The organism is Actinomadura syzygii (assembly GCF_008085905.1).
Classification (GTDB): Bacteria; Actinomycetota; Actinomycetes; order Streptosporangiales; family Streptosporangiaceae; genus Spirillospora; species Spirillospora syzygii.
Window position 1 is genome coordinate 48713 of sequence record NZ_VSFF01000005.1, and the last position, 24092, is coordinate 72804.

At 68.6% G+C, this 24092-nt stretch carries 32 protein-coding genes and 2 tRNA genes; 13 read left to right on the top strand and 21 right to left on the bottom strand.

Annotated features, from left to right (window positions below):
* Positions 1–43: 43 nt before the first annotated feature.
* The 8 genes from FXF65_RS12740 to FXF65_RS12775 all read right to left on the bottom strand — a co-directional run bounded on the left by FXF65_RS12740 (position 44) and on the right by FXF65_RS12775 (position 6294).
* Positions 44–1174, bottom strand: coding sequence for a UDP-N-acetylglucosamine--N-acetylmuramyl-(pentapeptide) pyrophosphoryl-undecaprenol N-acetylglucosamine transferase (locus FXF65_RS12740; protein WP_148350065.1), 1131 nt, complete (start codon positions 1172–1174; stop codon positions 44–46).
* Complete coding sequence (locus FXF65_RS12745) at positions 1174–1782, bottom strand: hypothetical protein (protein ID WP_148350066.1); 609 nt, start codon at positions 1780–1782, stop codon at positions 1174–1176. Before FXF65_RS12745 ends, FXF65_RS12740 begins: the two co-directional genes overlap by 1 nt.
* A 34-nt stretch (positions 1783–1816) precedes the next feature.
* A complete protein-coding gene (vanX, locus tag FXF65_RS12750) occupies positions 1817–2425 on the bottom strand; it encodes a D-Ala-D-Ala dipeptidase VanX (protein ID WP_148350068.1) in 609 nt (202 codons plus the stop codon).
* Positions 2422–3462: a D-alanine--(R)-lactate ligase gene (gene vanA, locus FXF65_RS12755; RefSeq protein ID WP_148350070.1), complete on the bottom strand. Its 1041-nt coding sequence runs from the start codon at positions 3460–3462 to the stop codon at positions 2422–2424. Before vanA ends, vanX begins: the two co-directional genes overlap by 4 nt.
* On the bottom strand, positions 3459–4439 hold the full coding sequence (locus FXF65_RS12760; protein ID WP_148350595.1) for a D-isomer specific 2-hydroxyacid dehydrogenase family protein: 981 nt from the start codon (positions 4437–4439) through the stop codon (positions 3459–3461). Before FXF65_RS12760 ends, vanA begins: the two co-directional genes overlap by 4 nt.
* 274 nt (positions 4440–4713) lie before the next feature.
* Complete coding sequence (locus FXF65_RS12765) at positions 4714–5289, bottom strand: GNAT family N-acetyltransferase (protein WP_148350072.1); 576 nt, start codon at positions 5287–5289, stop codon at positions 4714–4716.
* A gap of 337 nt (positions 5290–5626) precedes the next feature.
* Positions 5627–5718, bottom strand: a tRNA-Ser gene (locus FXF65_RS12770).
* A gap of 144 nt (positions 5719–5862) precedes the next feature.
* The gene (locus FXF65_RS12775) at positions 5863–6294 is read right to left on the bottom strand and encodes a hypothetical protein (protein WP_148350074.1); all 432 of its coding nucleotides are present in this window, start codon (positions 6292–6294) and stop codon (positions 5863–5865) included.
* Positions 6295–6484: 190 nt separating this feature from the next.
* Here FXF65_RS12775 and FXF65_RS12780 point away from each other — a divergent pair.
* Positions 6485–6557, top strand: a tRNA-Arg gene (locus tag FXF65_RS12780).
* Between the two features lie 78 nt (positions 6558–6635).
* Here the strand turns inward: FXF65_RS12780 and FXF65_RS12785 are convergent.
* Positions 6636–7928: a tyrosine-type recombinase/integrase gene (locus FXF65_RS12785; protein ID WP_187412257.1), complete on the bottom strand. Its 1293-nt coding sequence runs from the start codon at positions 7926–7928 to the stop codon at positions 6636–6638.
* Positions 7925–8485, bottom strand: coding sequence for a hypothetical protein (locus FXF65_RS12790; RefSeq protein ID WP_148350078.1), 561 nt, complete (start codon positions 8483–8485; stop codon positions 7925–7927). The genes FXF65_RS12785 and FXF65_RS12790 overlap by 4 nt, the downstream gene beginning before the upstream one ends.
* Positions 8486–8636: 151 nt before the next feature.
* On the opposite strand from FXF65_RS12790, the gene FXF65_RS12795 reads away from it, so the two are divergent.
* The 10 genes from FXF65_RS12795 to FXF65_RS12840 all read left to right on the top strand — a co-directional run bounded on the left by FXF65_RS12795 (position 8637) and on the right by FXF65_RS12840 (position 15784).
* Complete coding sequence (locus FXF65_RS12795) at positions 8637–8840, top strand: helix-turn-helix domain-containing protein (protein WP_148350080.1); 204 nt, start codon at positions 8637–8639, stop codon at positions 8838–8840.
* Positions 8840–9136: a hypothetical protein gene (locus tag FXF65_RS12800; protein WP_148350082.1), complete on the top strand. Its 297-nt coding sequence runs from the start codon at positions 8840–8842 to the stop codon at positions 9134–9136. Before FXF65_RS12795 ends, FXF65_RS12800 begins: the two co-directional genes overlap by 1 nt.
* Positions 9133–11721 (top strand): hypothetical protein, encoded by a 2589-nt coding sequence (locus FXF65_RS43695; protein WP_187412258.1) that lies wholly within the window; start codon positions 9133–9135, stop codon positions 11719–11721. The genes FXF65_RS12800 and FXF65_RS43695 overlap by 4 nt, the downstream gene beginning before the upstream one ends.
* Complete coding sequence (locus FXF65_RS12810; protein ID WP_148350084.1) at positions 11718–11906, top strand: hypothetical protein; 189 nt, start codon at positions 11718–11720, stop codon at positions 11904–11906. The genes FXF65_RS43695 and FXF65_RS12810 overlap by 4 nt, the downstream gene beginning before the upstream one ends.
* Positions 11903–12649, top strand: coding sequence for a hypothetical protein (locus FXF65_RS12815; protein WP_148350086.1), 747 nt, complete (start codon positions 11903–11905; stop codon positions 12647–12649). The genes FXF65_RS12810 and FXF65_RS12815 overlap by 4 nt, the downstream gene beginning before the upstream one ends.
* A 23-nt stretch (positions 12650–12672) precedes the next feature.
* Positions 12673–12912, top strand: a complete 240-nt coding sequence (locus FXF65_RS12820) for a hypothetical protein (RefSeq protein ID WP_148350088.1) — start codon at positions 12673–12675, stop codon at positions 12910–12912.
* A 315-nt stretch (positions 12913–13227) separates the two neighbouring features.
* Positions 13228–13407 (top strand): hypothetical protein, encoded by a 180-nt coding sequence (locus tag FXF65_RS12825; protein WP_148350090.1) that lies wholly within the window; start codon positions 13228–13230, stop codon positions 13405–13407.
* Positions 13404–13628 carry a hypothetical protein gene (locus tag FXF65_RS12830; protein WP_148350091.1) on the top strand — a complete coding sequence of 75 codons (225 nt, stop codon included), beginning with the start codon at positions 13404–13406 and terminating at the stop codon, positions 13626–13628. The genes FXF65_RS12825 and FXF65_RS12830 overlap by 4 nt, the downstream gene beginning before the upstream one ends.
* The gene (locus FXF65_RS12835) at positions 13625–13864 is read left to right on the top strand and encodes a hypothetical protein (protein WP_148350093.1); all 240 of its coding nucleotides are present in this window, start codon (positions 13625–13627) and stop codon (positions 13862–13864) included. The genes FXF65_RS12830 and FXF65_RS12835 overlap by 4 nt, the downstream gene beginning before the upstream one ends.
* Complete coding sequence (locus tag FXF65_RS12840) at positions 13865–15784, top strand: phage tail tape measure protein (RefSeq protein WP_148350095.1); 1920 nt, start codon at positions 13865–13867, stop codon at positions 15782–15784.
* 256 nt (positions 15785–16040) lie between these two features.
* Here the strand turns inward: FXF65_RS12840 and FXF65_RS12845 are convergent, their stop codons facing one another.
* The 3 genes from FXF65_RS12845 to FXF65_RS12855 are packed head-to-tail and all read right to left on the bottom strand — an operon-like array spanning position 16041 to position 16885.
* Positions 16041–16328 (bottom strand): hypothetical protein, encoded by a 288-nt coding sequence (locus FXF65_RS12845; RefSeq protein WP_148350097.1) that lies wholly within the window; start codon positions 16326–16328, stop codon positions 16041–16043.
* A 36-nt stretch (positions 16329–16364) separates the two neighbouring features.
* On the bottom strand, positions 16365–16604 hold the full coding sequence (locus FXF65_RS12850) for a hypothetical protein (RefSeq protein ID WP_148350099.1): 240 nt from the start codon (positions 16602–16604) through the stop codon (positions 16365–16367).
* A complete protein-coding gene (locus tag FXF65_RS12855) occupies positions 16601–16885 on the bottom strand; it encodes a hypothetical protein (RefSeq protein WP_148350101.1) in 285 nt (94 codons plus the stop codon). The genes FXF65_RS12850 and FXF65_RS12855 overlap by 4 nt, the downstream gene beginning before the upstream one ends.
* 139 nt (positions 16886–17024) lie before the next feature.
* On the opposite strand from FXF65_RS12855, the gene FXF65_RS12860 reads away from it, so the two are divergent.
* Together FXF65_RS12860 and FXF65_RS12865 are read left to right on the top strand one after the other, a co-directional pair.
* Positions 17025–18227: an NsdA family TPR-like regulatory protein gene (locus tag FXF65_RS12860; protein WP_148350103.1), complete on the top strand. Its 1203-nt coding sequence runs from the start codon at positions 17025–17027 to the stop codon at positions 18225–18227.
* 12 nt (positions 18228–18239) lie between these two features.
* The gene (locus tag FXF65_RS12865; protein ID WP_246198535.1) at positions 18240–18551 is read left to right on the top strand and encodes a 4a-hydroxytetrahydrobiopterin dehydratase; all 312 of its coding nucleotides are present in this window, start codon (positions 18240–18242) and stop codon (positions 18549–18551) included.
* A 134-nt stretch (positions 18552–18685) separates the two neighbouring features.
* On the opposite strand, the gene FXF65_RS12870 is transcribed toward FXF65_RS12865, so the two are convergent.
* The 8 genes from FXF65_RS12870 to FXF65_RS12905 form a co-directional block, all read right to left on the bottom strand.
* The gene (locus tag FXF65_RS12870; RefSeq protein ID WP_148350105.1) at positions 18686–19141 is read right to left on the bottom strand and encodes a hypothetical protein; all 456 of its coding nucleotides are present in this window, start codon (positions 19139–19141) and stop codon (positions 18686–18688) included.
* Positions 19142–19345: 204 nt separating this feature from the next.
* Entirely contained in the window at positions 19346–19630 is a 285-nt protein-coding gene (locus FXF65_RS12875) for a helix-turn-helix domain-containing protein (protein ID WP_246198537.1), read from the bottom strand.
* On the bottom strand, positions 19627–19824 hold the full coding sequence (locus FXF65_RS12880) for a hypothetical protein (protein WP_148350107.1): 198 nt from the start codon (positions 19822–19824) through the stop codon (positions 19627–19629). Before FXF65_RS12880 ends, FXF65_RS12875 begins: the two co-directional genes overlap by 4 nt.
* Positions 19821–20126, bottom strand: coding sequence for a hypothetical protein (locus FXF65_RS12885; protein WP_148350109.1), 306 nt, complete (start codon positions 20124–20126; stop codon positions 19821–19823). Before FXF65_RS12885 ends, FXF65_RS12880 begins: the two co-directional genes overlap by 4 nt.
* Positions 20127–20901: 775 nt before the next feature.
* A complete protein-coding gene (locus tag FXF65_RS12890) occupies positions 20902–21828 on the bottom strand; it encodes an aminoglycoside phosphotransferase family protein (RefSeq protein WP_148350111.1) in 927 nt (308 codons plus the stop codon).
* Between the two features lie 92 nt (positions 21829–21920).
* Entirely contained in the window at positions 21921–22382 is a 462-nt protein-coding gene (locus FXF65_RS12895) for a hypothetical protein (protein WP_148350113.1), read from the bottom strand.
* Between the two features lie 30 nt (positions 22383–22412).
* Entirely contained in the window at positions 22413–23579 is a 1167-nt protein-coding gene (locus FXF65_RS12900) for a M48 family metalloprotease (protein ID WP_148350114.1), read from the bottom strand.
* Entirely contained in the window at positions 23576–24019 is a 444-nt protein-coding gene (locus FXF65_RS12905; RefSeq protein WP_148350116.1) for a hypothetical protein, read from the bottom strand. Before FXF65_RS12905 ends, FXF65_RS12900 begins: the two co-directional genes overlap by 4 nt.
* Between the last annotated feature and the right edge of the window lie 73 nt (positions 24020–24092).

Sequence of the window (24092 nt, forward strand, 5' to 3'; positions counted from 1 at the left end):
CTGCTTCGGCGTCAGCGCTGCGCGCTGGTCGTGTCAGGACAGTTCATTTCGAACCTCGTGGGGCGATACCGCGTTGCTCCGCGACCGCGTTGAGCACGTGCCGGGCCAGGACGACGTCCGCGTCCGGTGCGCCGACCGCCGACGCGTGGGCCGACATCGCCGCGATCCGGCCGGGCTCGGTGAGCACTGGGATCAGGGTGGTCTCGATCCAGGTCGGATCGAGGTCGGCGTCGTCGACGAGCAGTGCCCCACCGGCCGCGATGACCGGCTCGGCGTTCAGCCGCTGCTCACCGCCGCGCAGCGGTAGCGGGACGTACGCGGCCGGCAGGCCGACGGCGGCCAGTTCGGCGCACGTCATCGCTCCCGAGCGACAGATCACGAAGTCGGCCGCGGCGTAGGCGTACCGCATGTCGTCCACGTAGGGCACGATGACGTAGGGAGGGTCGGCGGCGTCGCGGTCCGGAGGTTCGACCACGTGCTGCCGCCCGGTGATGTGCAGCACCTGCACGCCGGTCGCTCGCAACGCCGCGGCCGCGCCGGACACCGCGGCGTTGATCGACCGGGCGCCCTGCGAACCGCCGGTGACCATCAGTACCGGCCCGTCGGGTCGAAGACCGAACCGCCGCCGGGCGGCGTCGCGCAGCACTGGCCGGTCGAGCCCGGTGATCGTCGGCCGCAGCGGAATCCCGATGGCGGTGGCGTGCGCCAGCCGGACACTCGGCGCGGCGGTGAACACCCGCGTCGTCATCCGGGCCCCCAGCCGGTTGGCCACTCCGGGCCGGGCGTTCGCCTCGTGGATGACGATCGGCAGGCCCTGCCGGTGGGCGGCGAAGTAGGCCGGCATGGCCACATAGCCGCCGAAGCCCACCACGACGTCGGCCCGGACACGGTCGAGCACGGCCTCGGCCGCCCGCACCGAGTCGCGCAGCCTGCCCGGCGTTTGCAGCAGGGCCCGGTTCAGTCTGCGCGGCAGCGGCGCCGGCGGGATGAGTTCGAGCGGGTAGCCGCGGGCGGGGATGAGCGTGGTGTCCAGGCCGCGGACGGTGCCGAGGGCGGTGATCTCGGCCGTGGGCTCCAGCCGGCGCAGGGCGTCGGCGAAGTTCATCGCGGGCTCGATGTGCCCGGCCGAATGGCCGCCGGCGACGACGACGCGCGGTGGCGGCTCGCCCGGCATCACGATGCCCCTCTGATCAGGACTCCGCGGTCCGCGTGAAACCGCTCGAATACCCGCATGGGCAATGACGCGGAGTCTGAATTGTGCGAGTAGCCCGACGGGTTATGGAACCGGACCACACCGTCATCAGCCGCATAGACCAGCACGAGGTGGCCTCCTCGTCGGGGATCGTGAGTGTTCGGGTCGCGAATCTCAGGTGACACTGACGCGATCAGGACCTGCCCGGGTCGCACCTCTCGGCTGGATATGTGGATGGGCGTGCGCTCGACCAGCTCGCAGTGAAATCCGAACTGTGAACTGACCCAGGCCATGAACGGCCGGTAGATGAGTCCTTGGACGTTGCCGGAGGGCTCCACCACGAAGCAGCTCCAGTCGAGGGCCAGCGCGAGGAGTTCGCCCATCGACAACCGGATGTCGGTCCAGCCCCGGAGCAGCGACTGTAGGCACGCCAAGCCGCAGACCCTGCGGGACCAGAACAGGTATTCCTCGCTCGAGCGGTATCCGTCGGAGGCCCAGTCGTGCAGCCGCGATGGATCGGTACCACCCAAGAAGACCTCCACCCCCGACAGGTCGGTGCGCCGCATGACGACGTCGTCGTTGCGATCCAAACGTCCCCACTGCGAAAAGCAACGGAGAGTTCGATCAGGTGATGGGAAAGTCGAAGTAGACATCAGGATGGGGCTCGTTTCTCAGCGTGTAGTGCCACCATTCGCAGTTGTACCGATCGAATCCGCAGCCCTCCATGATGGAACGGAGATGCTCACGGTTTTCGGCCTCGGCCGGGGTAATCTCGGCGGCTTGGTGGTGTGAGATCGGATCCATGAGGTCGTGGCCGCCCCCCATGGGAACAAGCTCACCGGTGGCAAGGTGATAGAGGGTCAGGTCGACGGCACTGCCCCTGCTGTGGCCCGACTTCGCGACCACATATCCGTTCTCGACCATCTGGGGACGGTCGATGTTCGGATAGTGCCGCGGTTTGGTCCGGCCGTCCTCGGGCTGTTCCGCCCAGCGCAGGAAGCAGTCGACGGCGCGTTGGGGGCGATACCCGTCCCAGAGAAGCAGCCCGAAACCACGAGAGGCCGCCTCCTCGCATGCTTGCTCCAGGGCCGCGCACAGGGACCGGGTGCCGACGACGCGATTCGCGAGATAGCCGTCCACCGGCTTGCCGGTGAAGTTGTCCCAGGTGGCGTACTTGGCATCCCAGCGGACGCCCGGCACCAGATCGTCGACGTAGACGAAGTCGTCGTTCATCGCTCTTTCCCGTGCAGCGCCGTCGAGATGAGCCGGTCGATCACGTCGGACAGCGACAATCCCGCGGCGGCCATCATCCGCGGATAGCGGCTGTAGGACGTCAGTCCGGGCATGGTGTTGACCTCGTTGAGCACCACCTGTCCGTCCTCGGTGAGGAACATGTCGACGCGGGCGATGCCCTTGCAGCCCAGGGCGCGATAAATGGTCTTGGCGGTCTCTTGGACGAGCCGACGCGAGTCGTCGGAGATGTCGGCGGGAACGATGAACGTCGAGTTCTCCGATCCCGTCTCGGGTGAGTCCTCCTGGTGGATTCTGAAGAATCCGTGCGAGAGGTCGACACGGTCCACCTCGCCGGTGACCAGGCCGAACCGTTCTTCGAGGACCGCGCAGCCGATCTCGCTGCCGACTACGGCGTCCTCGATCAGGGCCTTCGAGTCGTACTGGTGCGCCGCGCTCAGCGCACTCGCCAATTCGTTCTTGTCGGCGACTTTGCTGACGCCGAACGAGGAGCCCGAACGGGCCGGCTTCACGAAGACGGGGTACCGAAGACGGTCGGAATCGACCTTCTCGTTCTCCGCGACGACCCGGAAGTTCGGCGTGGCGATCCCCGCGCTCTTGGCGACGGTATAAGTCAGGGACTTGTCCATGCACACGGCCGAGCCCTGGATGTCGCAGCCGATGTAGGGGATGCCGGAGAGTTCCAACAAGCCTTGGATCGCGCCGTCTTCGCCGAGCTTCCCGTGAAGTACGGGGAAGACGAGGTCGAGGCTCACCGTCTCGTAGCCTCCCTGCCCCATGACCAGCAGACCGTGCACGTTTCGGTCAGGTGACAGCGTGACGGGACGAGCGCTGCCGTTCTCCCAGTCCGCGGCGGGGCCGTCGCACAGTTTCCAAACGCCGTCGGCCGTGATGCCGATCCAGAGCGGCTCGTACTTCTCGGTGTCGAGGTTCCTCGCCACCTCGCGCGCCGACTTGACGGAGACGAGATGCTCCTCGCAAGCGCCTCCGAAGATGACTCCGACCTTCAATCTGCTCATGCTGTTCTCCCGCTCTCGAAGTTCAGGCAGTTGATGAGGGTGTTCTCGACGATGTCCTTCAGGGCGTGTTCGGTGTCATAGGCGAAGTGCGGACTGATCAGCACATTCGGCAGGCGCTGCAGTCGCACTAGGGCCTCGTTCTCGAAATGCCTGTTTCGGCAGTCGGCGTAGAAGATGCCTTCCTCGCCTTCGAGGACGTCCAGTGCCGCGCCGCCCAACCTGCCGCTCTCCAATGCGGCGAGAAGTGCCTCGGTATCGAGCAGCGGTCCGCGACCCGTGTTGACGATGTACGCGCCGGGCTTCATTCGCTCGATGCGATGGCGATCGAGGAGATGGTGGGTGTCCGCGGTGAGCGGAGTGTGGAGCGTCACGATGTCGCTCAGTTCGATCAGTTCGTCGAACGACACATCGCTGTGAGAACGGTTGTCGTGGGTCAGCACGCGGCAGCCGAAGCCTCGCAGGCGGTCGATGACCGCTGTGCCGATACGGCCCGTGCCGATCACCCCGACGGTCAGGTCCCGCAGTTCCTTGCCGCGGGTGTCGTTCAGCCGATAGTCATGAGCGTCGGTGCGGCGGATGGTGGATTTCGCGTGGCGCACGGCCATCAGCATCAGCATCAACGTGTAGTCGGCCACGCTGTCCGGTGAATAGGCGACGTTGCCGACCGAGATGCCGACGCGCTCGGCGTACTCCAGGTCGATGTGGTTGTAGCCGATGCTTCTGGTGGAGACGTATTCCACGCCGGCTTTGCTGAGCGCCAGAAGCGAGGGATTGGTGACCGGGGTCTTGTGGTTCACACTGACGCATCGGTTGCCAATTGCCAGTTCAGCGTTGGTCTCGCAGACGGCAGCCTCGATGATGGTGGGCGACACTCCGAGGTGTGCCCCCATCTCCTGGAACAAGGCGGCCTCGTCCTGGCCGCACCCGAAGACCGTGAGTCCTGTCGTCGGAAGAGATGGGGAAGATGGCTCTGCCATCGTTCGGCCGCGATGGCCCGTGGCCGCTTCGCCGTTCGAACCCAATTCGCTGGAGGGCATGTCTCAAGTCAAGACAGCGCCTTGTTGTCAGCACGTATGCGATTCGCGATACGCGGACGATATGCCGCTCTAAGAGGGCGTAAAAGAATCAGCGGACGACGTGGCGCCGGCCGATGATGGCTGCGGCCAGGTCATGAACGCCGGCGAGCAGCCGCCGGTACGCGCACAGCGTGATCTCCGTCCCGGCGGGGGCTCCCGAGCGTCTCCGCCGTCGTCACTCGTGGGCGGGCCACTCCTCGGCCAGGAGCGCGTATGAGAGACCGTCGAGCCATCCCTTGGTGCGGTGGAGTGAGTCTTTCACCGTGTGCTGTTCGCGGCGCATCCCGACCCGCTCCATCAGCCGCCACGAGGCTCCGTTGTCGTAGAAGCAGTCCGCGTGCAGGCGGCGCAGGCCGAGCCTGGTGAAGGAGATGTCGATGAGGGCGCGTACCGCTTCGGTGGCGTAGCCCTTACCGCCATAGGAGGGATCGATCGTCCACCCGAGCTCTGCTTGGACGCTTTTCGCCTGGTCGGCGACCTCTTCCTGAGCCCAAGCGTCCTGGACCTTCAGCATCAGGTCGCCGATCACCCGACCGTCCAGCTCGACGAGGAGCATGTCTACGAGCTGCTCCTCGCGGAGGAAACGCTCACGGTAATCGTCATAGGTCACTGTGGCGGCCGTGATCCATTCGTAGGTCTCCGGCAGCTGCCGGAAGGCCCAGGTCGCGTCCAGGTCGTCGGGGGCGGCCCGGCGCAGCAGCAGTCGCTCGGTGGAAATCGGCCAGTCCAGCGTGTCAAGAGGGTGACGCATGGACCTCATGCTGCCAGCGAGCTGCGGTGATACCAAAACGGATTACTGCCGACGACATCTCCGACAACAACGCGCCGACCGCCCCACAGGAACCGACAGGACACCAAAGCGACCAGCGCCCCTGGAAACCCTCGTCCTCTACCGAACCGATCGACTCCGAGGCGGCGACCGGCGTCGCCGAGTAGGTCTCGAGCCAGGAGAATCAGCACCGCGACCACCCGCACGCATCAGGCCCGACAACACGAGGCGGCGGGCACGGGTGGCAGATGCGCGCACGCTTGAGTGAGATACGCCAACGGCCCTGTCCAGACCGCAATCTTGGACAGGGCCGTTCTGATGGCGGAGGATCGGGGATTTGAACCCCGGATGGGCTTGCACCCAAACCGCATTAGCAGTGCGGCGCCATAGACCGGACTAGGCGAATCCTCCAGAGCCTTCAGGCCCAGACAGGCTACCGGTTCAGCACACCAACCGGCAAAGCCCGACGAGCAGCATAGTCCGAGTGGCCACCGCGACGCGACGACCTTTACCGAACGTCCCGCCCCTGGGGCCGCAGGAGCGGTTCGCCGGACGTCAGCCCAGGCGGAACGAGCTGAACCCGCAGGCCTTGGCGAGGTCGTTCCCGTGCCGCTGCATGGCCGCGGTGTCGGGCTGTCCGATGGACGACGTGTCGCCGGAGCTCAGTTTCCGCAGCATCTGCGCCGTGTTGTCGAGGTCCCCGGCGAACGCGGTGGCGGCGGACTCGACGTCCCCGCCGGCGCCCTGCCCCTCCGACCGCACCTTGGCGGCCGTGTCGGTGAACTTCTGAGCGGTGGACGACGCGCCGCCGGGGGACGTCATCGACATGCTACCGGTGGAGAAGCTCCGCAGCTCCGTCTCGATGTTCTTGCAGGCGGTCCTCTTCTTGCCACCGGCGACGGCGTCGATCGCCCCGCAACCCGTGGACCCGAGCAACAGGCCACCGACGACGAGAACGCCGACCAGCGTGGTGGCGGACATGCGCATAGGGATTCTCCTTCAGGGGGTTTGGAATCTTCCGGACGGGACAGACCACTCATGTCACACCCGTCCCGATGACCCCTTTGACACCCTCCCACCACAAAGGGTTCCGTGACTCAAGTCACACTCTCACGCCGCCCCGTACCGCAACCGATTCGCAGTCCGCCCCGCGGAGCCGGTACAGTACTCCCGGCAGGCACCCGTAGCTCAACGGATAGAGCATCTGACTACGGATCAGAAGGTTAGGGGTTCGAATCCCTTCGGGTGCGCAGCAGGTCAAAGGCCCCTTGCGATCTTCGCGAGGGGCCTTTTCGATCTACTATGTAGCAACGCATGTAGCAACGCGCTCAGGACGCCGATCGCCGCTTCTCCCGCTCGCCGGTGAGGTCGACGAGCATCCCGTCCATCGCGTCGGCCGCGCCGTCCTTGACCTCCTCCAACAGGTGCACGTAGATCTCGCTCGTCGTCGAGAGACGGGTGTGCCGTAGGACGCCCTGGATCACCTTGAGGTCGACGCCGTCCGCGAAGAGGAACGACCCGCAGGCGTGCCGTAGGTCGTGAATGCGGCAGCGCACGACGCCCGCCGCCGCGCAGATGTCCTCCCACATGCGATTGACGTTCCGCGGTTCGAGCGCCGTCCCGATCGTCGTCGTGAAGACGAGGCCCTCATCCGCCCAGAGGCGCGCGGCGTCCCGCTCGTCGTCCTGCCGGGCGCCGTGCTCGCGCAGGGCAGCCACGGCGAACGCGGGAAGCTTCATGGTCGCCTTGCTCGCCTGCGTCTTGAGTCCCTTCGCGACGAGCTTGCCCTTGCGGCGGCCGGTCTCCTCGTCGACCTCACCGCGCATCCGCTGGACGGACAGCCGTAGATGTACCGTCCCGGCGTCGAGGTCGACGTCTTCCCAGCGGATGCCGAGGCCCTCGCCGCGGCGGAGGCCGAGCGCGAGCAGCACCAGCCAGTAGGCCCACAGGCGGTGATCGGCCGCCGCGCCGAGCAGAGCGCGAACCTCGTCCTTCGTCAGCTCACGGGGCGGCTTGCGGTCGACGGTCGGCGCGTCGACCAGCAGGACGACGTTCCGCTTCACCGACTCGTCGTCGACGGCGTCGTTCAGTGCTTTCCGCAAGACGGCGTGCGAGTAGGCGACCGTCCGCGTGGACAGCTTCTCCGGCGGCGGGAGCTTCTTCTCGCCGGGGCGCAGCTTCTTGCGCCGTCGACCGCTCGGCTTCTCGGCCAGTTCCAGCAGCCACGCCCGGATGTGCGTCGTGCTGAGGTCGACCAGGCGCACCCGGCCGAGGTGCGGAACGATGTGCTTCTCGCAGGTGTCCCGGTAGGAGTCGAGCGTGCTCTCTGCGAGCTTCCCGGCCTGGACACGCTGCGGCAGCGTCACCGGCAGCCATACCTTTGTCAGGTAGCGCTCAAGGGTGTCCGTGCGCCCGGCCGTGACCGGCTGATTGTCGTCGATCTCCCGTTGGGCCTGCTTCCGCTTGCTGTCCGCTTCCGTCCGGCTGTCGCCGTAGACCGGCTTCCGCTTGCCGGATGGGAGGTAGACGGTCGCGACCCATTTCCCGTCGCTCTTGCGCTGATAGGGACGCCCGTCCCGGTTGCCGCGCGTCCGCGGCTTCCTGCTCGGCTTCTCGCTCATCCTGCTACGCCCTTCTGTGCTGGCGGGAGGAAGCCACGGCGCCGCGCCTCCCGGACCCATCGGTGCGCTGTGGTCACGGGCACTCCGGCCTCGGCTGCCATCTCGACGGCTGGCGACCGCGTGTGGCGAGTCAGGTCGCGGTATGCCGCAGCGACGCGCTGATAGAAGCCGTCCGGGTCGGTACGGTCCGGACGGCCGAGCGGCTCGCGGTCGGTTCGCCGCGGCGTTGCCTGTGTCGGCTTGCGCTGACGAAGTTCCTCAACGGTGAGCGTCTCGTCTGAGGTCGCGAACGCCGTCAGGGTGTCGACCGCGAGGTGGTCCTCAGTGCCGGGCTCCTCGCCCAGATTCACCATCGCCTCAACACGCGCGGGCTGGATCTTCCGCAGAGTCGCTGCGGTGATCCGCGGACCGTGCAGATAGACGTCGGTCACGACGAGGCGACCGGCGTCGTCCTCGGCAAGGCGCATATGGACGCCGGTCTCGCCGTCGGGCCCGGATAGGGACACCCAGCCGTCCGACACCACGAGCGCGTCATCCGGGAGCTGCTCCTTAGACATGGCGTGACCGTATCTCGAAATCGTCCATCCATCTAGGTTCGCTGGGGTACTCGCATATGTGAGCGTACTTGCGCATCTGTCTGCCGGGTGGTACTCCTTTGGTCCGTTGATGCACAAGGGAGCACACCTAGACCCCCTGGAGGTGGACCGCATGGCGGAGCCACTCGCGTATCGCGCCGAGGAAGTGCCCCAGGCCTTTCCGATCGGCCGGACAGCTCTCTTCAAGCTGCTGAGGACGGGCGAGATCGAGAGCTTCAAGGTCGGCCGCGCAAGGTTCGTCCCGCGTCAGGCCCTCGTCGACTTCATGGCGCGGCAGCTCGCCGAGCAGAACGGCGGCGGAGGGACGGCCGCCTGATGAGCGCCGACGAGAACGCCCCCGGGGACGAGTCCGGGGGCGCTGAGGACGAGCAGGCGGGCGGCCGGGTCGTCGAGAGCACGATACCCCGCTACCCCGTCGCGCACGTGTCCGTCTACGCGCCCGCCGGCCGCCGCCGCTGGTGGTGGTACGCGATGCGGTGCCCGCACTGCGGGGCCGGTCACTTCGGGCGCGCGAGGTCACAGGACGGCGTCAAGGGCACGCGGCGGACCGGCTGCGGGCGGCGCGTGTGGGTCATCGTCGCTCGCACCTACGGAGCCAGGGAGGCAGCGTGACCGCGCTCGACAGGGTGCTCGACGCGCTCCGCGAGGCCGGACGACCGGTCACCCGGTCCGGGGACGGGTGGCGGTCGAGCTGCCCTGCGCACGACGGCCAGAACCCGACCGCCCTGTCGATCACTCCAGGGCGTGACGGCGTGCTCGTCCACTGCCACGCACTCAAGACGTGCACCCCGGCCGAGGTCGTGTCGGCGCTCGGCCTCACCCCGCAGGACCTGTTCGACCAGCCGAAGACCAGCGGCGCGCGAGGTCTCGGCGAGCCGGTCGCCACGTATGACTACGTCGACGAGAACGGCGAACTGCTGTTCCAGGTGTGCCGGTTCGTGCCCAAGACGTTCCGGCAGCGGCGCCCGGCCGGGCCGGGCCGGTGGACGTGGCGCGTCAAGGGCGTGCGACAGGTGCTCTACCGGCTGCCTGAGGTTCGGCGCGCGGTCGCCGACGGGCGGCCGGTCTACGTCGTCGAGGGTGAGAAGGACGCGCATGCGGTCGAAGCCGCGGGTGCGGTCGCCACCTGCAACGCCGGAGGTGCGGGAAAGTGGCGCGGAGGGCACGCCGACACCCTGACCGGTGCGCACGTGGTCATCGTCGCCGACAACGACGCGCCCGGCATGGCGCATGCCCGGCAGGTCAAGGCCAGTCTCGACGGCCGCGCGGCATCCGTCCGGGTCGTGCGCGCCGCGTCCGGCAAGGACGCAGCCGACCATCTCGGGGCCGGTCACGGACTCGCCGAGTTCGCGTCCGTCGACCTGGACGAGTCGGGCGCCGAACCGTCGTCGGAGGTGCTCGGCGACGAGCCGGGCGACAAGGGCAGGGGTCCGTCGCAGGCGTCCATCCTGGTGAGGATCGCGCGGGAGCGGTTCGAGCTGTTCATGTCCGACGACGGGCGCCCGTACGCGGTGCGGCAGGACGGCGCGAACCTGGCGCTTCCGCTGCGCGGGCGGGCGGGCCTGCGGTCGCTGCTGGCCAAGGTGTACGCCGACGAGCAGGGCGGCGCGGTGCCCTCGCAGTCGGCGCTGGCCGACGCGATGACGGTCTTGGAAGGGGTGGCGCAGGCCGACGAGCCGCGCGTCCCGCAGTTGCGCGTCGCCCGGCATGACGGGCGGATCGTGGTCGACCTGGGCACGGCGGACGGACGATGCGTGATCGTCGGGCCGGACGGCTGGTCGCGTGAGTCCCGCTCGCCCGTGCTGTTCCGGCGCTCTGGGGCGATGAAGCCGCTGCCCGACCCGGTCCGCGACGGCGACGGCCTGGCGAGCCTGGCCGAGTTGCTGAACATGAACGCGACCGGGTTCCGGCTGCTGGTGGCGTGGCTGGTGGCTGCGTTCATCCCCGACCTGCCGCACCCGATCCTGACGTTCCGGGGCGAGCAGGGAACGGGCAAGTCCAAGTCCGCCCAGATGGTCATCGGGATCATCGACCCGTCCGGCGCTCCGAAGCGGACCGCGCCGCGGGACGTGAAGTCCTGGGCGACGCAGGCGTTCAACAACTGGGCCTTGTGCTTGGACAACGTCTCCTACATCCCCGACTGGCTCTCGGACGCCCTCTGCCGCGCCGTGACCGGAGACGGCATCGTCGACCGGGCGCTCTACACCGACGACGACGTCGTCGTCCTGGAGTTCCGGCGCGTCCTGGCCCTGACGACCATCGACGCCGGGGCGCTGGCTGGCGACCTCGCCGAGCGACTGCTCACCATCGAGCTGTCTCTCATCCGGGACGCCGACCGGCGCGAGGAAGCCGACCTTGACCGGGCGTACGCCGACGCGCACGCCGCGATTCTGGCCTCGCTGTTCGACCTGCTGGCCGAGGTGCTCAAGGCCCTGCCGGACGTCGTCCTGACCGAGCGTCCCCGCATGGCCGACTTCGCTCGCGTGCTGGCCGCAGTCGACCGGGTCCGCGGCTGGTCGACCCTGGAGGACTACAAGGCGGGCGCCCGCGACGCGGTCGCCGACGTCCTGGAGGGCGAGCCGTTCGCCCAGGCCGTCGTGAAGCTCGTCGACGGCGCCGGGCCGGACGGGGTGACGCTGACCGCTCAGGAGGTTCTCGACCGGGTCGACGCCCCGGACCGACTGCCGAAGAAGTGGCCGAAGGACGCCACGCGCGCCGGTGGACAACTCAAGCGCCTCGCGCCCGCGCTCCGCGCCATCGGTATCGAGGTCGAGGAGAAGCGCCGCAAGCAAGGCCGCTACTACACGCTGACCGCAACGGAGGAACGACGGAATGACCGCGCGGCCGGTTCAGGGATAGAAGCTGAGTCGCAGCATCACCAGCGTCACCCCGAGGGGCCAAAAGACGGAGTGAGCAGCGAAAACAGGGGTGACGCTAGCGGCGTCACCCCAGCGTCACCCCTGCCGGGGCTGAGCGGTCCGGGTGACGCTGGTGACGCTAGGGGTGACGCTGGCCAGACCGTAGCGTCACCTGGTCGGACCCACGCTGACCAGGGGCGACAACCCTCGGATGACGCTGATGACGCTGATGACGCTGAAAAGCGCCGTCGCTCGCGTGACGACCCCTCCGCAAGCTTCATCGCCGACTGGAACGCCCGCGCCCGCGAGCGGGACCGCGCGAAGGGTGATCGGCGATGACCCCCGAGGACGTTAAGCGCGACCTCGCCCAGGCCGTCGAGGACCGGCTCGCCGAGCGCGTCGAGGGCGCTCGGCGCCGCCGCGCCGAGCGGGAGCGGGCGCGGCGGGAGATGGGCGAACGCCGGGCTGCAGGACTCAAGAGCCGACACGCGCGCAAGCTCGCGCGACAGGAGGACCAGACATGATCGAGTTCGGACACCTCGCGCTGCGACTCGTCAGCGCCAACGAGGACCGTCTGTTCAACGACGGACCGGACGTCCAGATCGCTCGCGCCGTCGAGCAGCTGGAGCGGTTCCACCGGACGACGCCCCTCGCGCCGGTGCACGAGACTGCCATCGACCTCGCCGGATTCGGGACCGCGCCCGTCCATTTCGCCGCGGGCGACGAGCGGTACCTCCTGCTGAGCGAGGTGGCCGAGGCGCTCGGCGTGCCGGTGTGGCGTGCGTGCGAGTGGGCCCGCCGTGAATGGCTCTGGGCGGTCGAGGAGCAGCGCGAGGCCGACGAGGAGCGCGGAGACGGTCGCCTCGGGTGGGATCTCCTGCGCGACTACTGCGACCTCCGTCTCGACTTCATCGCCGACGACCCCGAGGCCAAGCCCGACGCGGACGGCCGCCGCTGGTCGAGCTACGGGAACTGGCTCATCTCGGCCGACCGGCTTCCGCTGTTCATCCTGTCGAGCCCGTGGCGCGAGGAGTTCCTCCGCAACACCCGCGGGTTCATGGCGCATGCGGCGGTGCGCTCCGGTCTCGTCGACCTGCTCGACGACGTCCAGACCTACCGACAACCGCCGTGGGACGGACCGGCAGAGCCGACCGGGGACACGCTCGGCGACCGCCTCCGGCGTCGTGCCGAGAGCATCGACGAGGGCGACGCCATCGAGCAGGCCCGGCGCGGCCCGGCGCTCGACGACGACCAGGCGGACACGTGACGAGCCCCTACTACAGGAACACCGTGGACGGGCCACGGCCGACGGCCGCCGGGCTCGGCCTGCTGGTGGGCCTGCCGGTCGGCGTCGTCGAGGCCGAGCGGGACCGGCAGGCCGGTGGTGATCCGGACGCGGTGTTCACCATGCCGCGGGCCTGGACGCGCCGGTCCAGGCGCAACACGCAGAAGGCGCGGGCCGCGCTCGGGTATCACGCGCCGCTGGTCGAGGTGCTCGACTGGCTGGCCGAGCGCTCGGCCGATCGGTAGCGGGACGCTGCCGTGACATGCGCACCCGTCTGACCTGGGATAACTACGCGACGTAGCGGGACACAGGTCCATGTCCCGTGACACGAGATCGCAAGGGAGAGAAATGGAGACTGGGCGCGGGGCCATGAGCCGCACCTCCTCAAAAAAATCGCGGCGTCTTTTTTGATCAAGACCGCCGGTAGGCCCCGCGCCCACTGTTCCGCCTCTCTCCCCGCGCCCTCCGGGGCATCACCGCAGGTCAGAGCGTTGATCGTCTAGCGGGCGCATCTCGGCGCCGAGTGGCCCATACTCCGGCATCCGGAGTAGGATTTCCGCGTGACGAAATCCACCTGCCAGCAGTGCGGCCGGGACCTCCCTCCGCGCCGTGGCCCTGGCAGGCCGCGCCGGTACTGCGGACCCGCGTGCCGCAGGCAGGCCGAGCGCGACCGGATGGCGCGGCGCCTGCTGCTCGGCGCGCTGGTCGAGCAGCGGGCGATGAACGAGGAGAGCGGATGAGCGAGGTTCTGGTGACGCTGGCCGAGATCGGCGCGGCCACGGGGCGCAGGGCCGACGCGGTCCGCGCCGAATGCAGCGCCCGCCGGATGTCGGTCCGCGACGACCGGGCGGGCCGTCCGGCGGTCACGGTGCGCGAGGCGCGAAGGCTGGTCCGCGCCGCGCGGGGCGGCCGGGACGAGCCGCCATCGAGGAAGCCGAGCGACGGGAAGGCACAGCAATGAACGGACCCATCGAGACCTCAGAGAGCAACCGGGCGTTCGGCCCGTTCCCCGCGGAGTGGGGCACCCCGGCCGGAGCGCGGTTCAGTGAGGAGCGCACCCGGTGGGTCGCCGAGCGCGTCCGCGAGCACCGGGCGCTGCAGGCCGTCCGCCGCCGCGCCGCCGCCGAGCAGAGGCTCGGAGCCGAGCACGTCCGCCGCGCGCTGCGGTTGCTGCAGTTGCGCAAGGAAGGGCCGTAGATGGGCTCGGACACTTCCCTGATCTTCAACCTGATCGCCAAGGACAAGGCGACCGAGACGATCGGGAAGGTCAAGGAGAAGATCAGCACGGCGGCCGCGGGCATCGCGGCCGGGGCGGGCGGCGCGCTCGGCGCGGGTATCGCGGCCTCACTCGACCTATCAGCCGCCTCCGACAAGCTGGCCGCGCAACTGGGCGTAGGGCCCGCCAAGGCTGCCGAACTGTCCAAGGTGAGCGCGAGCGTCTACAAGAACGCCTGGGGCGACTCGATCGACACCGTGAACACGGCGGTCAAGGGCGTGTATCAGAACATCGGGAACCCCGGCATCGCCGAAGGCGGGATCGAGGGCATCACCACCAAGGTGCTGGCGCTGGCCCAGACGTTCGACGTGGACCTCGGCCAGACCACGGCTTCGATCGGCAACATGATCAAGACGGGGCTCGTCAAGAACGCCACCGAGGGCCTGGACCTGACGACCGTCGCGTTCCAGAAGCTCGGCGACACCGGCGGCGACTTCCTGGAGACGATGCAGGAGTACAGCGTCCAGTTCTCCAAGGTGGGCCTGACCGGCCAAAAGTCGCTCGGCCTGGTCAACCAGATGTTGCAGGCCGGCGCCCGTGACTCCGACGTGGCCGCCGACGCCATCAAGGAATTCGCCCTGGAGATGGGCCAGGGGTCGAGCAAGGCCCGCGCCGGACTGCAGAGCGTCGGCCTGGACGCCGATCAGATCTTCAAGGCGTTCGGCCAGGGCGGCGCGACCGCGGACAAGGCTTTCTCGACGGTGCTGGGCTCGCTCAAGAACATCGAGAACCCGATCAAGCGCAACGCCCTGGCAACGCAGCTCTTTGGCACGAAGGCCGAAGACCTCGGGAACGCGCTCTACGCAATGGACCCGTCAAAGGCGGTTGCGTCCCTGGGCAAGGTCAGCGGCGCCGCCGACCGGATGACCAAGACCATAGGCGACAACCCGAAGTCAGCCCTCGAAACTTTCAAGCGCTCGGCACAAATGAAGCTCGCCGAGATAGGCGGGAAGTTCATCCAGTTCGGGATGGAACACCAGCAGTTCGCACAGCCGATGATCGTCAGCTTGGGCGTCATCGCCGGGCTGATCATGGCGGTGAAGGCCGGGACGATGGCATGGAACGCGGCCATGGCGATCAAGAACGTCGTCACGGCAGCGGGCACGGCCGCGCAATGGCTGTTCAACGCGGCGATGCTCGCGAACCCGATCGGACTGATGATCGTCGGACTGATCGCGCTCGGCGTCGGGCTCGTCGTGCTGTGGAAGAAGTCGGAGACCTTTCGCAATATCGTAAAGGGCGCTTTCTCCGCCGTGTGGTCGGCGATCAAATTCGTCTGGGATTGGACAAAGAAGAACTGGCCGCTCCTGGTGGCGATCCTGGTCGGCCCCTTCGGCATCGCGGTCTACACGATCGTGAAGAACTGGGGGCGGATCAAGGGCGCTGGCGTCAGCGTGTGGAACTGGCTGAAGGGCCTGCCGGGCAAGATCAAGAGTGGGTTCGCGAAAGTCGGAGGGTGGATCTCGGCGCCGTTCCGAGCCGGATTCAACGCCATCTCCCGCTTCTGGAATGGCACGGCCGGACGCCTCAGCTTCCGGGTGCCGGGCTGGGTGCCGGGGATCGGCGGGTCCGGCTGGTCGATGCCCAACCTGCCCTACCTCGCCAAGGGCGGCGTGATCCGCGGTGCGGGCTTCGCCGTCGTCGGTGAGGCGGGCCCGGAGGTCGTGCACCTGCCGACGGGCGCGGCGGTGTCCCCGCTCGGCCGCGGCGGTCGGCAAGAGATTCTGCTCCGCATCGACAGCGACGACGCATACCTACTGCGGTCGCTGCGCAAGTCCGTCCGGACCCACGGCGGGAACGTTCAGGTCGTCCTCGGACCGCACGGCCGAGGAGGCGGTTAGGGAGCCAGGGCGGCGCAGGGAAGGCGCTGAGGCCCGCGTGAGGCGGGGCGAGCCGGGCCCCGCGCTGAACCCGGCTCGCCCCTGATGAGCGCCCGGCCGACGAGCCCGCCCCCATGGTCCGGACCGCGACCGTACGCCCACTCTCGGACCGCGCTCCCGGCCGCCCGCGCAGGCATCCGGAGGCGCGGCGTCTACCGGCTCAGGAACCGCGCCGCCGCCCTGCCTCGCCGAGCGGCTCGGCCGCCGGGACGTGAGGTCACGACCGGTCCGCGCGATCGGCGTCCGTGGCGGTCAACTCGACGAGCCGCGCGGCGGCCTCGTAGTGGTCGGCGGGGAGGTCCTCCCACCGGTCGCCGTCCGGCTTGCACCACTGGTACCGGGTGCCGTTCCAGGTGACGAGGAACGTCAGGGTGCCGCGGTTCAGGACGCGCACGTACGACAGGCCGGTCTCCTCGTTGGGCATGACGGTGCTGGCCAGGTGTCCGGCGCGGTGGAGGATGGCCACGCACAGGCGGTCTGCCGGGCCGAGTTCGCCGATGGTCATCGATGGTCCTCGTGGGGGTCGGTGGGGTGGCCCGGCTCAGCGGCTCAGGAATCGCTGCGCGAGGTCGAGGGGGTCGTCGTTGCCGGGCTGCCAGACCTTCTTCGGCTTGCCGAAGGCGTGGCCGTGCCACCAGCCGGGCGAGCCGGCCATGGCGTAGAACGCGCCGACGACCGGGCCGTCGTCTGGCTCGGTGATGATGTACACGCCGTCGATCGTCCCGCCGTAGACCTCGTATCCGTCCGGCGTCGTCGGGTGCGGCTGGGCGGCGGGGCTCACAGGCTCGGCTTCAGGTAGCCGCCGATGACGACCTGCGCGTCGATGATGCGGTCGGCCTGGGCGATCGGCTCGCCCCATGAGGTCCAGAACCACAGCGCGCCGCCGTCGCTGTCGCGCGGACGGCAGGTCACCTTGTCCGCCATGCGGGGGCCGTCGGACACGGGGGCGACCACGGTCAGGCCCGTCTCGTCCAAATCGAGGTCGTAACCGCACACGTCGAGGCGGTCTCGCAGGGCGCCCAGACGGGCCCCGGCCTGCTCAGCGTCGCTCGTCGTCTTCACGGGAAACCGTCCTGCCGGTTGCACTGTTCCGGTCACGTCCAGTGAAGCTGTGGCGGACGCCACAGGTCAGCGTGATAATCGCGGATGAGCACGGATGCGCCCGCGTCCGTGAACATCCAGGCCGAGGTGCATCGCAACCATGTCGTCCGGGAGCAGGGTCATCGGCGCGCGCCTGCGCGCCGCGCGAAGGGCGGCCGGATTAACCGTTGCCGATCTCGCCGAGCAATGGCGCGACCTCGCGCCCGCCCGCGTCCGGCAACGGCTCCCCGCCCTCAGGAACCTTGAGCGCACCATCCGCGCGCACGAGGCCGGCACGAACAAGCCGGGCCCCCGCTATCAGCTCCTATGGGCCCGCGCGACCGGCAAGACCGAGGCCGAACTGTTCACCGAGGCCGGACGAGCGCCCGTCTCGCCTCCGGCCGGTCGCCGCCGCACGGCGCTGGAGGTAGGCGTGGCACCCGAACTCGTCGGCTACTTCCGCCAGCAGCTCCCCGGCCACTACAGCGCCGACATGTGGCTCGGCCCGCACATGCTGATCCCAACCGTGGACGCGCAGACGCGCCTCCTGCAACGGCTCGTCAGGGACGCCGATTCGCCCGTCCGGCGCGGCCTGCTGGAGATGGGAGTGGCCTACGCCGCGCTGCTCGGATGGCTCTACCAGGACGCGGCCGACCTGGATCGCTCGGCGCGCTGGCGCGGCGAAGCCCTCGACATGGCGCACCGGCACGGCGACCCGCAACTCGTCTCCTACGCCCTCGCGAACAAGGCGATGCACGCCGTAGACACCGGGGACGGCGCGGCGATCGTCGACTACGCACAGGCCGCCCTCGACGAGGAGCGCCGCCTGTCCCCGAAGGTGCGCGTCCTGGCGCTCGTCCACCTCGCCCACGGGCACGGCTACCTCGGCGACCGCGACGCCGTCGACCGCGCGCTCGGCCGCGCTCAGGCCCTCGTCGACCGGGTCGACGGCGAATACCCATGGGGCAACGCATGCCGCCGCACCCCCCGATACATGGACATCCAACGCGCGACCGCCTACGGGCGAGCAGGCGAGCACGATGAGGCCGCGCGACTCTGGGACGAGATCCTCGGCGACCAGCCGGACGACCACCGGAGGGACACCGGCGTCTTCCGCGCGCGGCAGGCCGCCGCCCTCGCCGCCGCCGACCGTCCCGAGCCCGAGAAGGTCGTCGAGATCGCGGCCGGTGCCGTGACCGTCTGCGCAGAGACCGGCTCCAACCGCCTCCGCGCGGAGCTGGCCGCGCTACCTGAGCATGCGTCGGCGTGGGCGCACAGTTCGCACGGCCGGGACCTCGCTGAGATCATCGCGTCCGTCACCTGACCGGAGGTAGCCGTGACCATCCCCGAGCCCCTGACGGACGGCCAGATCGCCGAGCAGCTCGCCGCCCTGCCCGGCTGGGAGCGCGACGGCGACGCGATCAGCCGGACGTTCAAGCACACGTACCACGAGACCGTGCACCTGGCGATGTACGTCGCAGCCAAGGCCCGCGAGGTCGGACACCATCCGGACATCCACATCACGTGGCAGCGCATCCGGTTCGACATCACCACGCACGACGCCGGCGGCCGGATCACCGCGAAGGATTTCGAGCTGGCCCGCCACATCGACGCGATCGCAGCCGGGCACGGGGCCGAGCCGGTCTAGAATGACCGCGCGATGCACCGGCGCCCGTCCTCCCCGTGAGGCGGGCGCCAGTCTCGTTAATGGCGCTACGCAGGGCGAACATCACTTTGCCCAGATCAGCAAAGCGACGGGTAGGCCGCTGGCACGGACGCTGCCTAGCCGCCGATCATCTTCCTGACCTCGGCTGCCATCTTGGTGCGCGCCTCCTTGGAGGTGAACCGCTGATCGCGGGCCGTCCATGCGAGCGCGTACCTGCCCACCTGCCGCCAGTCGCCGTTCGCCTTCATCGCCTTTACCCACCGGGTCGCCGTCGCCGGGTCCTCGAACTCGTAGATGCTGACGGCATCGGTGGTGATGAGCTGCTTGCAGCCCTTCCCCGTGTCGCCGGGCTTGGCCGCGCACGAACCCGTGTTGTCGGTCGGGTTCGGTAGCGGGTAGAGCTTGGCGAGCCGCTCGGCGATCTGCCGGGCCGTCACTCCGGCTGCCCGTGACGACGCAACGGAAGGCGCGGCAGAAGGCGCGGCGGCCTTGGCAGGCGGCTCATCCTCGGTGGCGCACCCGGTGAGGACGAGGCCGATGGCGAGGGCAGCGATCACCGCGATGCGCTTCATGGGATTCCTCTCGGTCCGCGGCGGGGGGGCGATGCTGGGACGCGCCGACCGTTGCGCGTGGTTCACGCCGGACGCCCCGCTGTCACGATCCGGCCGCGCTCCCTGAAACGTCAGGTCCGGACCATGTCCGCAGCGGCGCGGAGATGGTCGGAAGCGAAAGCGCCCCGCCGGTCGGGTGACCGTGCGGGGCGCTCGTCGAGCGGACTACGGCTGCAGCCGCTTGCACTCCGGGCCGAGCGTCCAGAGCTGCCGGTCGCACGTCGCGTAGCCCTCGTACGCGAGGGTGCGCAACAGGTGGTACGTCGTCGCGAGCGGCAGGCCGGTCACGCGCGCCAGCCGCTTCGCCGGAGCGCCGTCCGGCTCGTCGGAGATGGCGCTCAGCAGCGACAGGGCGCGCTGTACGGACCGGATCAGGGTCGGGCCTTCGCGCTGCTCCGGTCGGGGTGGTGCGGGCATCTCGTACGGCTCAGCGCCACCGTGGATGATCACGAGCGCCCCGTCCCGACGGGGTGGAGGTGACGCCTACGCGGCGTCGGCTGCCCCTTCATCTGGTCGAGCAGGTCTTGAAGCGTGTCGTTCAGGACCGTCGCCGTCCTGACCTGCCGCTCGTGGAGGTCGACGAGCATCGACTCCAGCGCGCGGACCTCCCGCTCTAGCGCGGCGATGCGCTCTGCGTCCGTCATCGGCTGCCGCCGATCTCGTCGAGCAGGTCGACGACCTCGCGCCAGCGTCCGGCCTTGACCTCCGCGACGAGCCGTAGGGCCTCGTCCTCGTCGATCTGGTCGTCGACGTGCGCGAAGGTGACGCGAAGGACGGCATACATCGGCATTTCCCCGCGGCGTCGGCCGAAGTCGAGGATGCGCGCCATGATCTGCTCAGCGTCGGCCGCGAGCCGGACGCTCTCAGGCTCGCCGTCCGGCCAGTCGCCGGAGCCGGTCGAGATGACCGGCTCATTGGTGGGTGTGGTGTCACTAGGCTTGCCCATGGGTCGGAAGCTCCGTTTCCGATCAAGGGCTCGGCCGGTGCTGGAATCACCGCGTCCGGGCCCGCCTTCTGTTGGGGACTCCGTCTCCTCTCCGTGGACCGCTCCCTTTTCTGTTACACATAAAAGCATCGGCACAGCGGACGGTCAACGACTCGCTAGGCTTTTGTGTGTGACAGAAAAGAAGAAGCGCGGACGACCGGCGACCGGGAAAACGCCAACGCTCGGAGCGCGCGTGCCCGAGGACGTTCGCCGCAAGGCTGAGGCGAAGGCCGCCGCGGAGGGGCGCACTCTCAGCGACGTGATCCGCGAGTGCCTGGAGCAGTACGCGAAGGACGAGTAACCGCAGGTCGCTCCGGCCGTTCCATGTAGCAACGCATGTAGCAACGGAGCGAGGTTCACTAGGGTCCAACAAGGTTCACCAAAGGACGTCTGCCCAGGTCACAGACTTAGGCGAACCTCGGCGAACCCCCCGCCCAAGTCTACGGATCAGAAGGTTAGGGGTTCGAATCCCTTCGGGTGCGCCCAGCTCAAAGGCCCCTTCCGATCGTGGAAGGGGCCTCTTGCGTGGGCCATGGGAGCCACGTTGGGAGCCGCGGGATTCGATCAGGTCTCGAAGAGGGCGCTGCTCGTGGCCTCAGACGCCGTCCGCTTGTCGTCGAGATGCTCGTGCACGTCCTTGGTGATCGCGGTGGGCGTGTGGCCAAGGAGCTCGGGGGGCTTGGGCAGCTTGGGCTGGATGTTGCCGAACCTTCGCGGGGTGATGAGGGCGTGGTCGCTAGCGTTCGCGAGGCGTTGGGGTGGTGGTTAGGCGGTTTAGGGAGGCGTGGGCGGGTGGGGCCCAGGTGGGTTTGCCGCCGGGGTGGCCTTGGGTGCCGGCGTGGCCTATGAGGATGCCGGTCAGGGCTCGGGCTGTTGCCCATCCGCGGGCTCGGCGCAGGGTCGCGGGGTCTGGGGTCGGCTCGTAGGCGGCGTGGAAGTGGTCGATGGCGTTGTCCGGTAGGAGGATCCAGGCGGCGGCTAGGTCGAAGGCCGGGTCGCCTGCGAAGAGGTCGCCGAAGTCGATTACGCCGCTGATGGTGCCGTTCGTGGTGAGGACGTTCGCCGGGTGCAGGTCACCGTGGAGCCATAGTGGCCGACCGGTGTACGGGGGTGCTGCGGCGGCGTCCTCCCAGATCGCGCGGACGGCGTCCGGGTCGGGGATCAGGCCCAGTTCGGTGGCGGAGGCCAGCTGGTTGGCGAAGCCCTCGGAGTGGTCGGAGAGGTGTCCTCCGCGGTTTCGTCCGGTGGGTGCGCGTTCGGGGGCCGGCTGGTGGAGTGCCGTCAGGAAGGTGGCCAGGGTGGTTGCCGCCTCTTGGGCGTGGATGGCGGGGGCGCGGTCGGCCGGTTCGCCTGGAACCCACGTTGTGACGATCCAGGGGCGCGGGAAGTGTGCGGAGGGCTCGCCCAGACGTTGTGGGACGGGGACGGGCAGCGGGAGGCGTGGGGCGAGGGTGGGCAGCCAGGCGTGCTCCTTGCGCACCAACTCATCTGCGGACGCCGTTGCCCAGGGCAGCCGGACGGCGAGTTCGTCACCGAGTCGCCACAGTTGGTTGTCCCAGCCGCGTGCGCCGAGGGTCACCGGGTGGTCGGCCAGGTCGGGGTGCTGCTCTCGCAGAAGATCGCGCACCAGGTCCGCGGTGATCTCGATCTCGACGTGCGTCATGCGGAGCACAGTAGCCAGCAGCGGTTGAGTGTTGCTGGTCTGTGGGGGCCTATGGCCGTCGTGATCGCTGTCTTGGCGGGACGGCGGACGGGTCATGTGCTGTAGAGGCCGTCCCAGGGTGAGGCGAAGCCCAGGCCCTGGGGGTGAAGTTCGGCCCAGGTTCGTCGGCCGCGTCTTTTTTCTATTAGTAGGCCGAATGTGATTTCGTCTACTACTAGCTGGAATGGTCGGATTGCTATGTCGCCGTAGGTGCGGTCGGGGAGGGCGGTCAGCCATTCGGTTAGTTTGGCTTGTGCGCGTTGGGTTGCGTCTCGGCGGTCTTTCTGGTTCCGGCCTGCCGACCAGATTTCTGAGCCTGCGTGGAAGCCTGCGGGGTCGAACCTGTGGAGGACGGCGTACCAGCGCATCTGTGTCTGCCAGTCCGGGCCGGGGACGTGATCCTTGGGGTACGCGCCGGTTACCGAGGCGAAGAACTGGCCCGCTTGGTAGGTGCCGATGGTGTCGGCGTGGAAGTCGGGCTCATGCTTGATCGGGATCACGTCCGGTACGGGCATGGGCGCATTCTAGGCAGGCGTGACTCGTTGTTAGAGGTCTGGGGCTGGGGAGACGGCACCTGTCCATAGGAGGGTGAAGAGGGTTAGTAGGGGGACGGCGTTGCCTACGGTCATTAAGGCTATGGCTCTGTGGGCGGGGAATAGGAAGCTCAACTTCCAGGGCGTGGTTAGGACTCGGCTTCGCAAGGCGGTTTGGGGGGTTGGGGTTGCTAGGCCGTCCAGGAAGTGGTGCATGGCCTTGCGGGTGGGCTCGTCGCGGCAGGCTTCCGCGTCCGCGCGCAGTTCCTCTACCAGGCGGAGAGCGGTGCGGGCTCGGCGGACGGCGAGGATTCCGCTGACGGCCATGATGAGGAAGAGGGCGAAGAGTAGCCCGTCGGAACCCCGGACGGTGAAAGCCATTCCCGCGTCCAGGAAAGCGCCGAACTGGGCGAAGTGCGCGTACATGGCGACGATGCGGCGGCGGGAAACGTCGTGGTGGCGGACGTGGGAGACCTCGTGCAGGAACACAGCGGTGGCGGTGGGGGCGTCGCCGCGCAGGCGGGAGCGCCACTGGCTGGGGATCAGGACGACGCTTTCGGGGCGGTGGGCGTTCATACGGTACTGCGACCAGCCGTTCCATATCGCGAACGGCATGAGGACGGCCGTCACCACGCCTGCCCCGATCCAGAACTGGGGGCGGTCGTACCAGCCCGGCCATACTTCTCCGGCCACGGCGATGGCGACTCCGGAGATGGCGCCTGTGACGATCAGTTTCCGGTTGTGTCGTTCGCCCCAGTCGGACATTACGCCGAGCATCCCCAGGCTGCGTCCGGGCGGGTGCAGCGTCTTCAAGTTGAAGTGGGTTCTGTAGACGGAGTAGGCGGCGATGGTGTCGATGTCCAGGCCGGATTGCTCCAGCGGTTGGCGGACGTCGTCCCAGCGGTGGTCCCAGTTGATCGGGCTCCGGAGTTGGCGGCCGTGGCGGTATTCGTACGACCATGCCGCCCATTCCCTGATCAGGAAAGCGAAGATCGCCAGGCAGATCACGGTGACGGCGCCGAGTGCGAGCAGGAGCTCCCCTGCGAGATGCATGGGCGAGTCGCCGTAGTGATCGACCGTCATGAGCGTCGGCACGAACAGCGCGTAGGGGGCGGCGATGACGGCGCGTAAAGCGCGGTCGGTGAAGCGGAGGTGGCGGAGCTGGGCCGCCTCGGTCATTCGGCGTCGTCGCCGTCTAGCAGCACGGTCACCTGGATGACTATCACGGTGCGCATTTCGCTCGGGTCCACCTCGGGTGGGAGGGTCAGCTCCTCCATGACGTGGTCGACGATCTCGTCCTTGCGGAACTTCTTGCGCAGGTAGGTGACGGCGTTCTCGACACCGCGCTCAATGGCCATGTTCGTGGCGACGTTCAGGACGGTGAACGCCACATGTCCGAGGAACGTGAGGCCCATTCCAAGGAAGATGAGGGCGTCCGCGAGTCCGGCGGCACTGTCGTCCACCGGGTGCGATTCCGTGCCCGGGAGGATGCGCTCGGTGCGCATGAGGTCGGCGTAGTCGTCGAACGAGTCGTCGCGTTCGTCAGGGGCGACCGCCGCGGCGGACGCGTCCACCATGGCGAGGATCCGTTCGACCTGTTCGTCGTCCAACCGCTGCATGTGCCCCCGGCCTCCCCGCCCCGTTTCGCCTCAACGTACGCGAGGCGGCGGGGAGCGCGCGGGACGCTGTCCA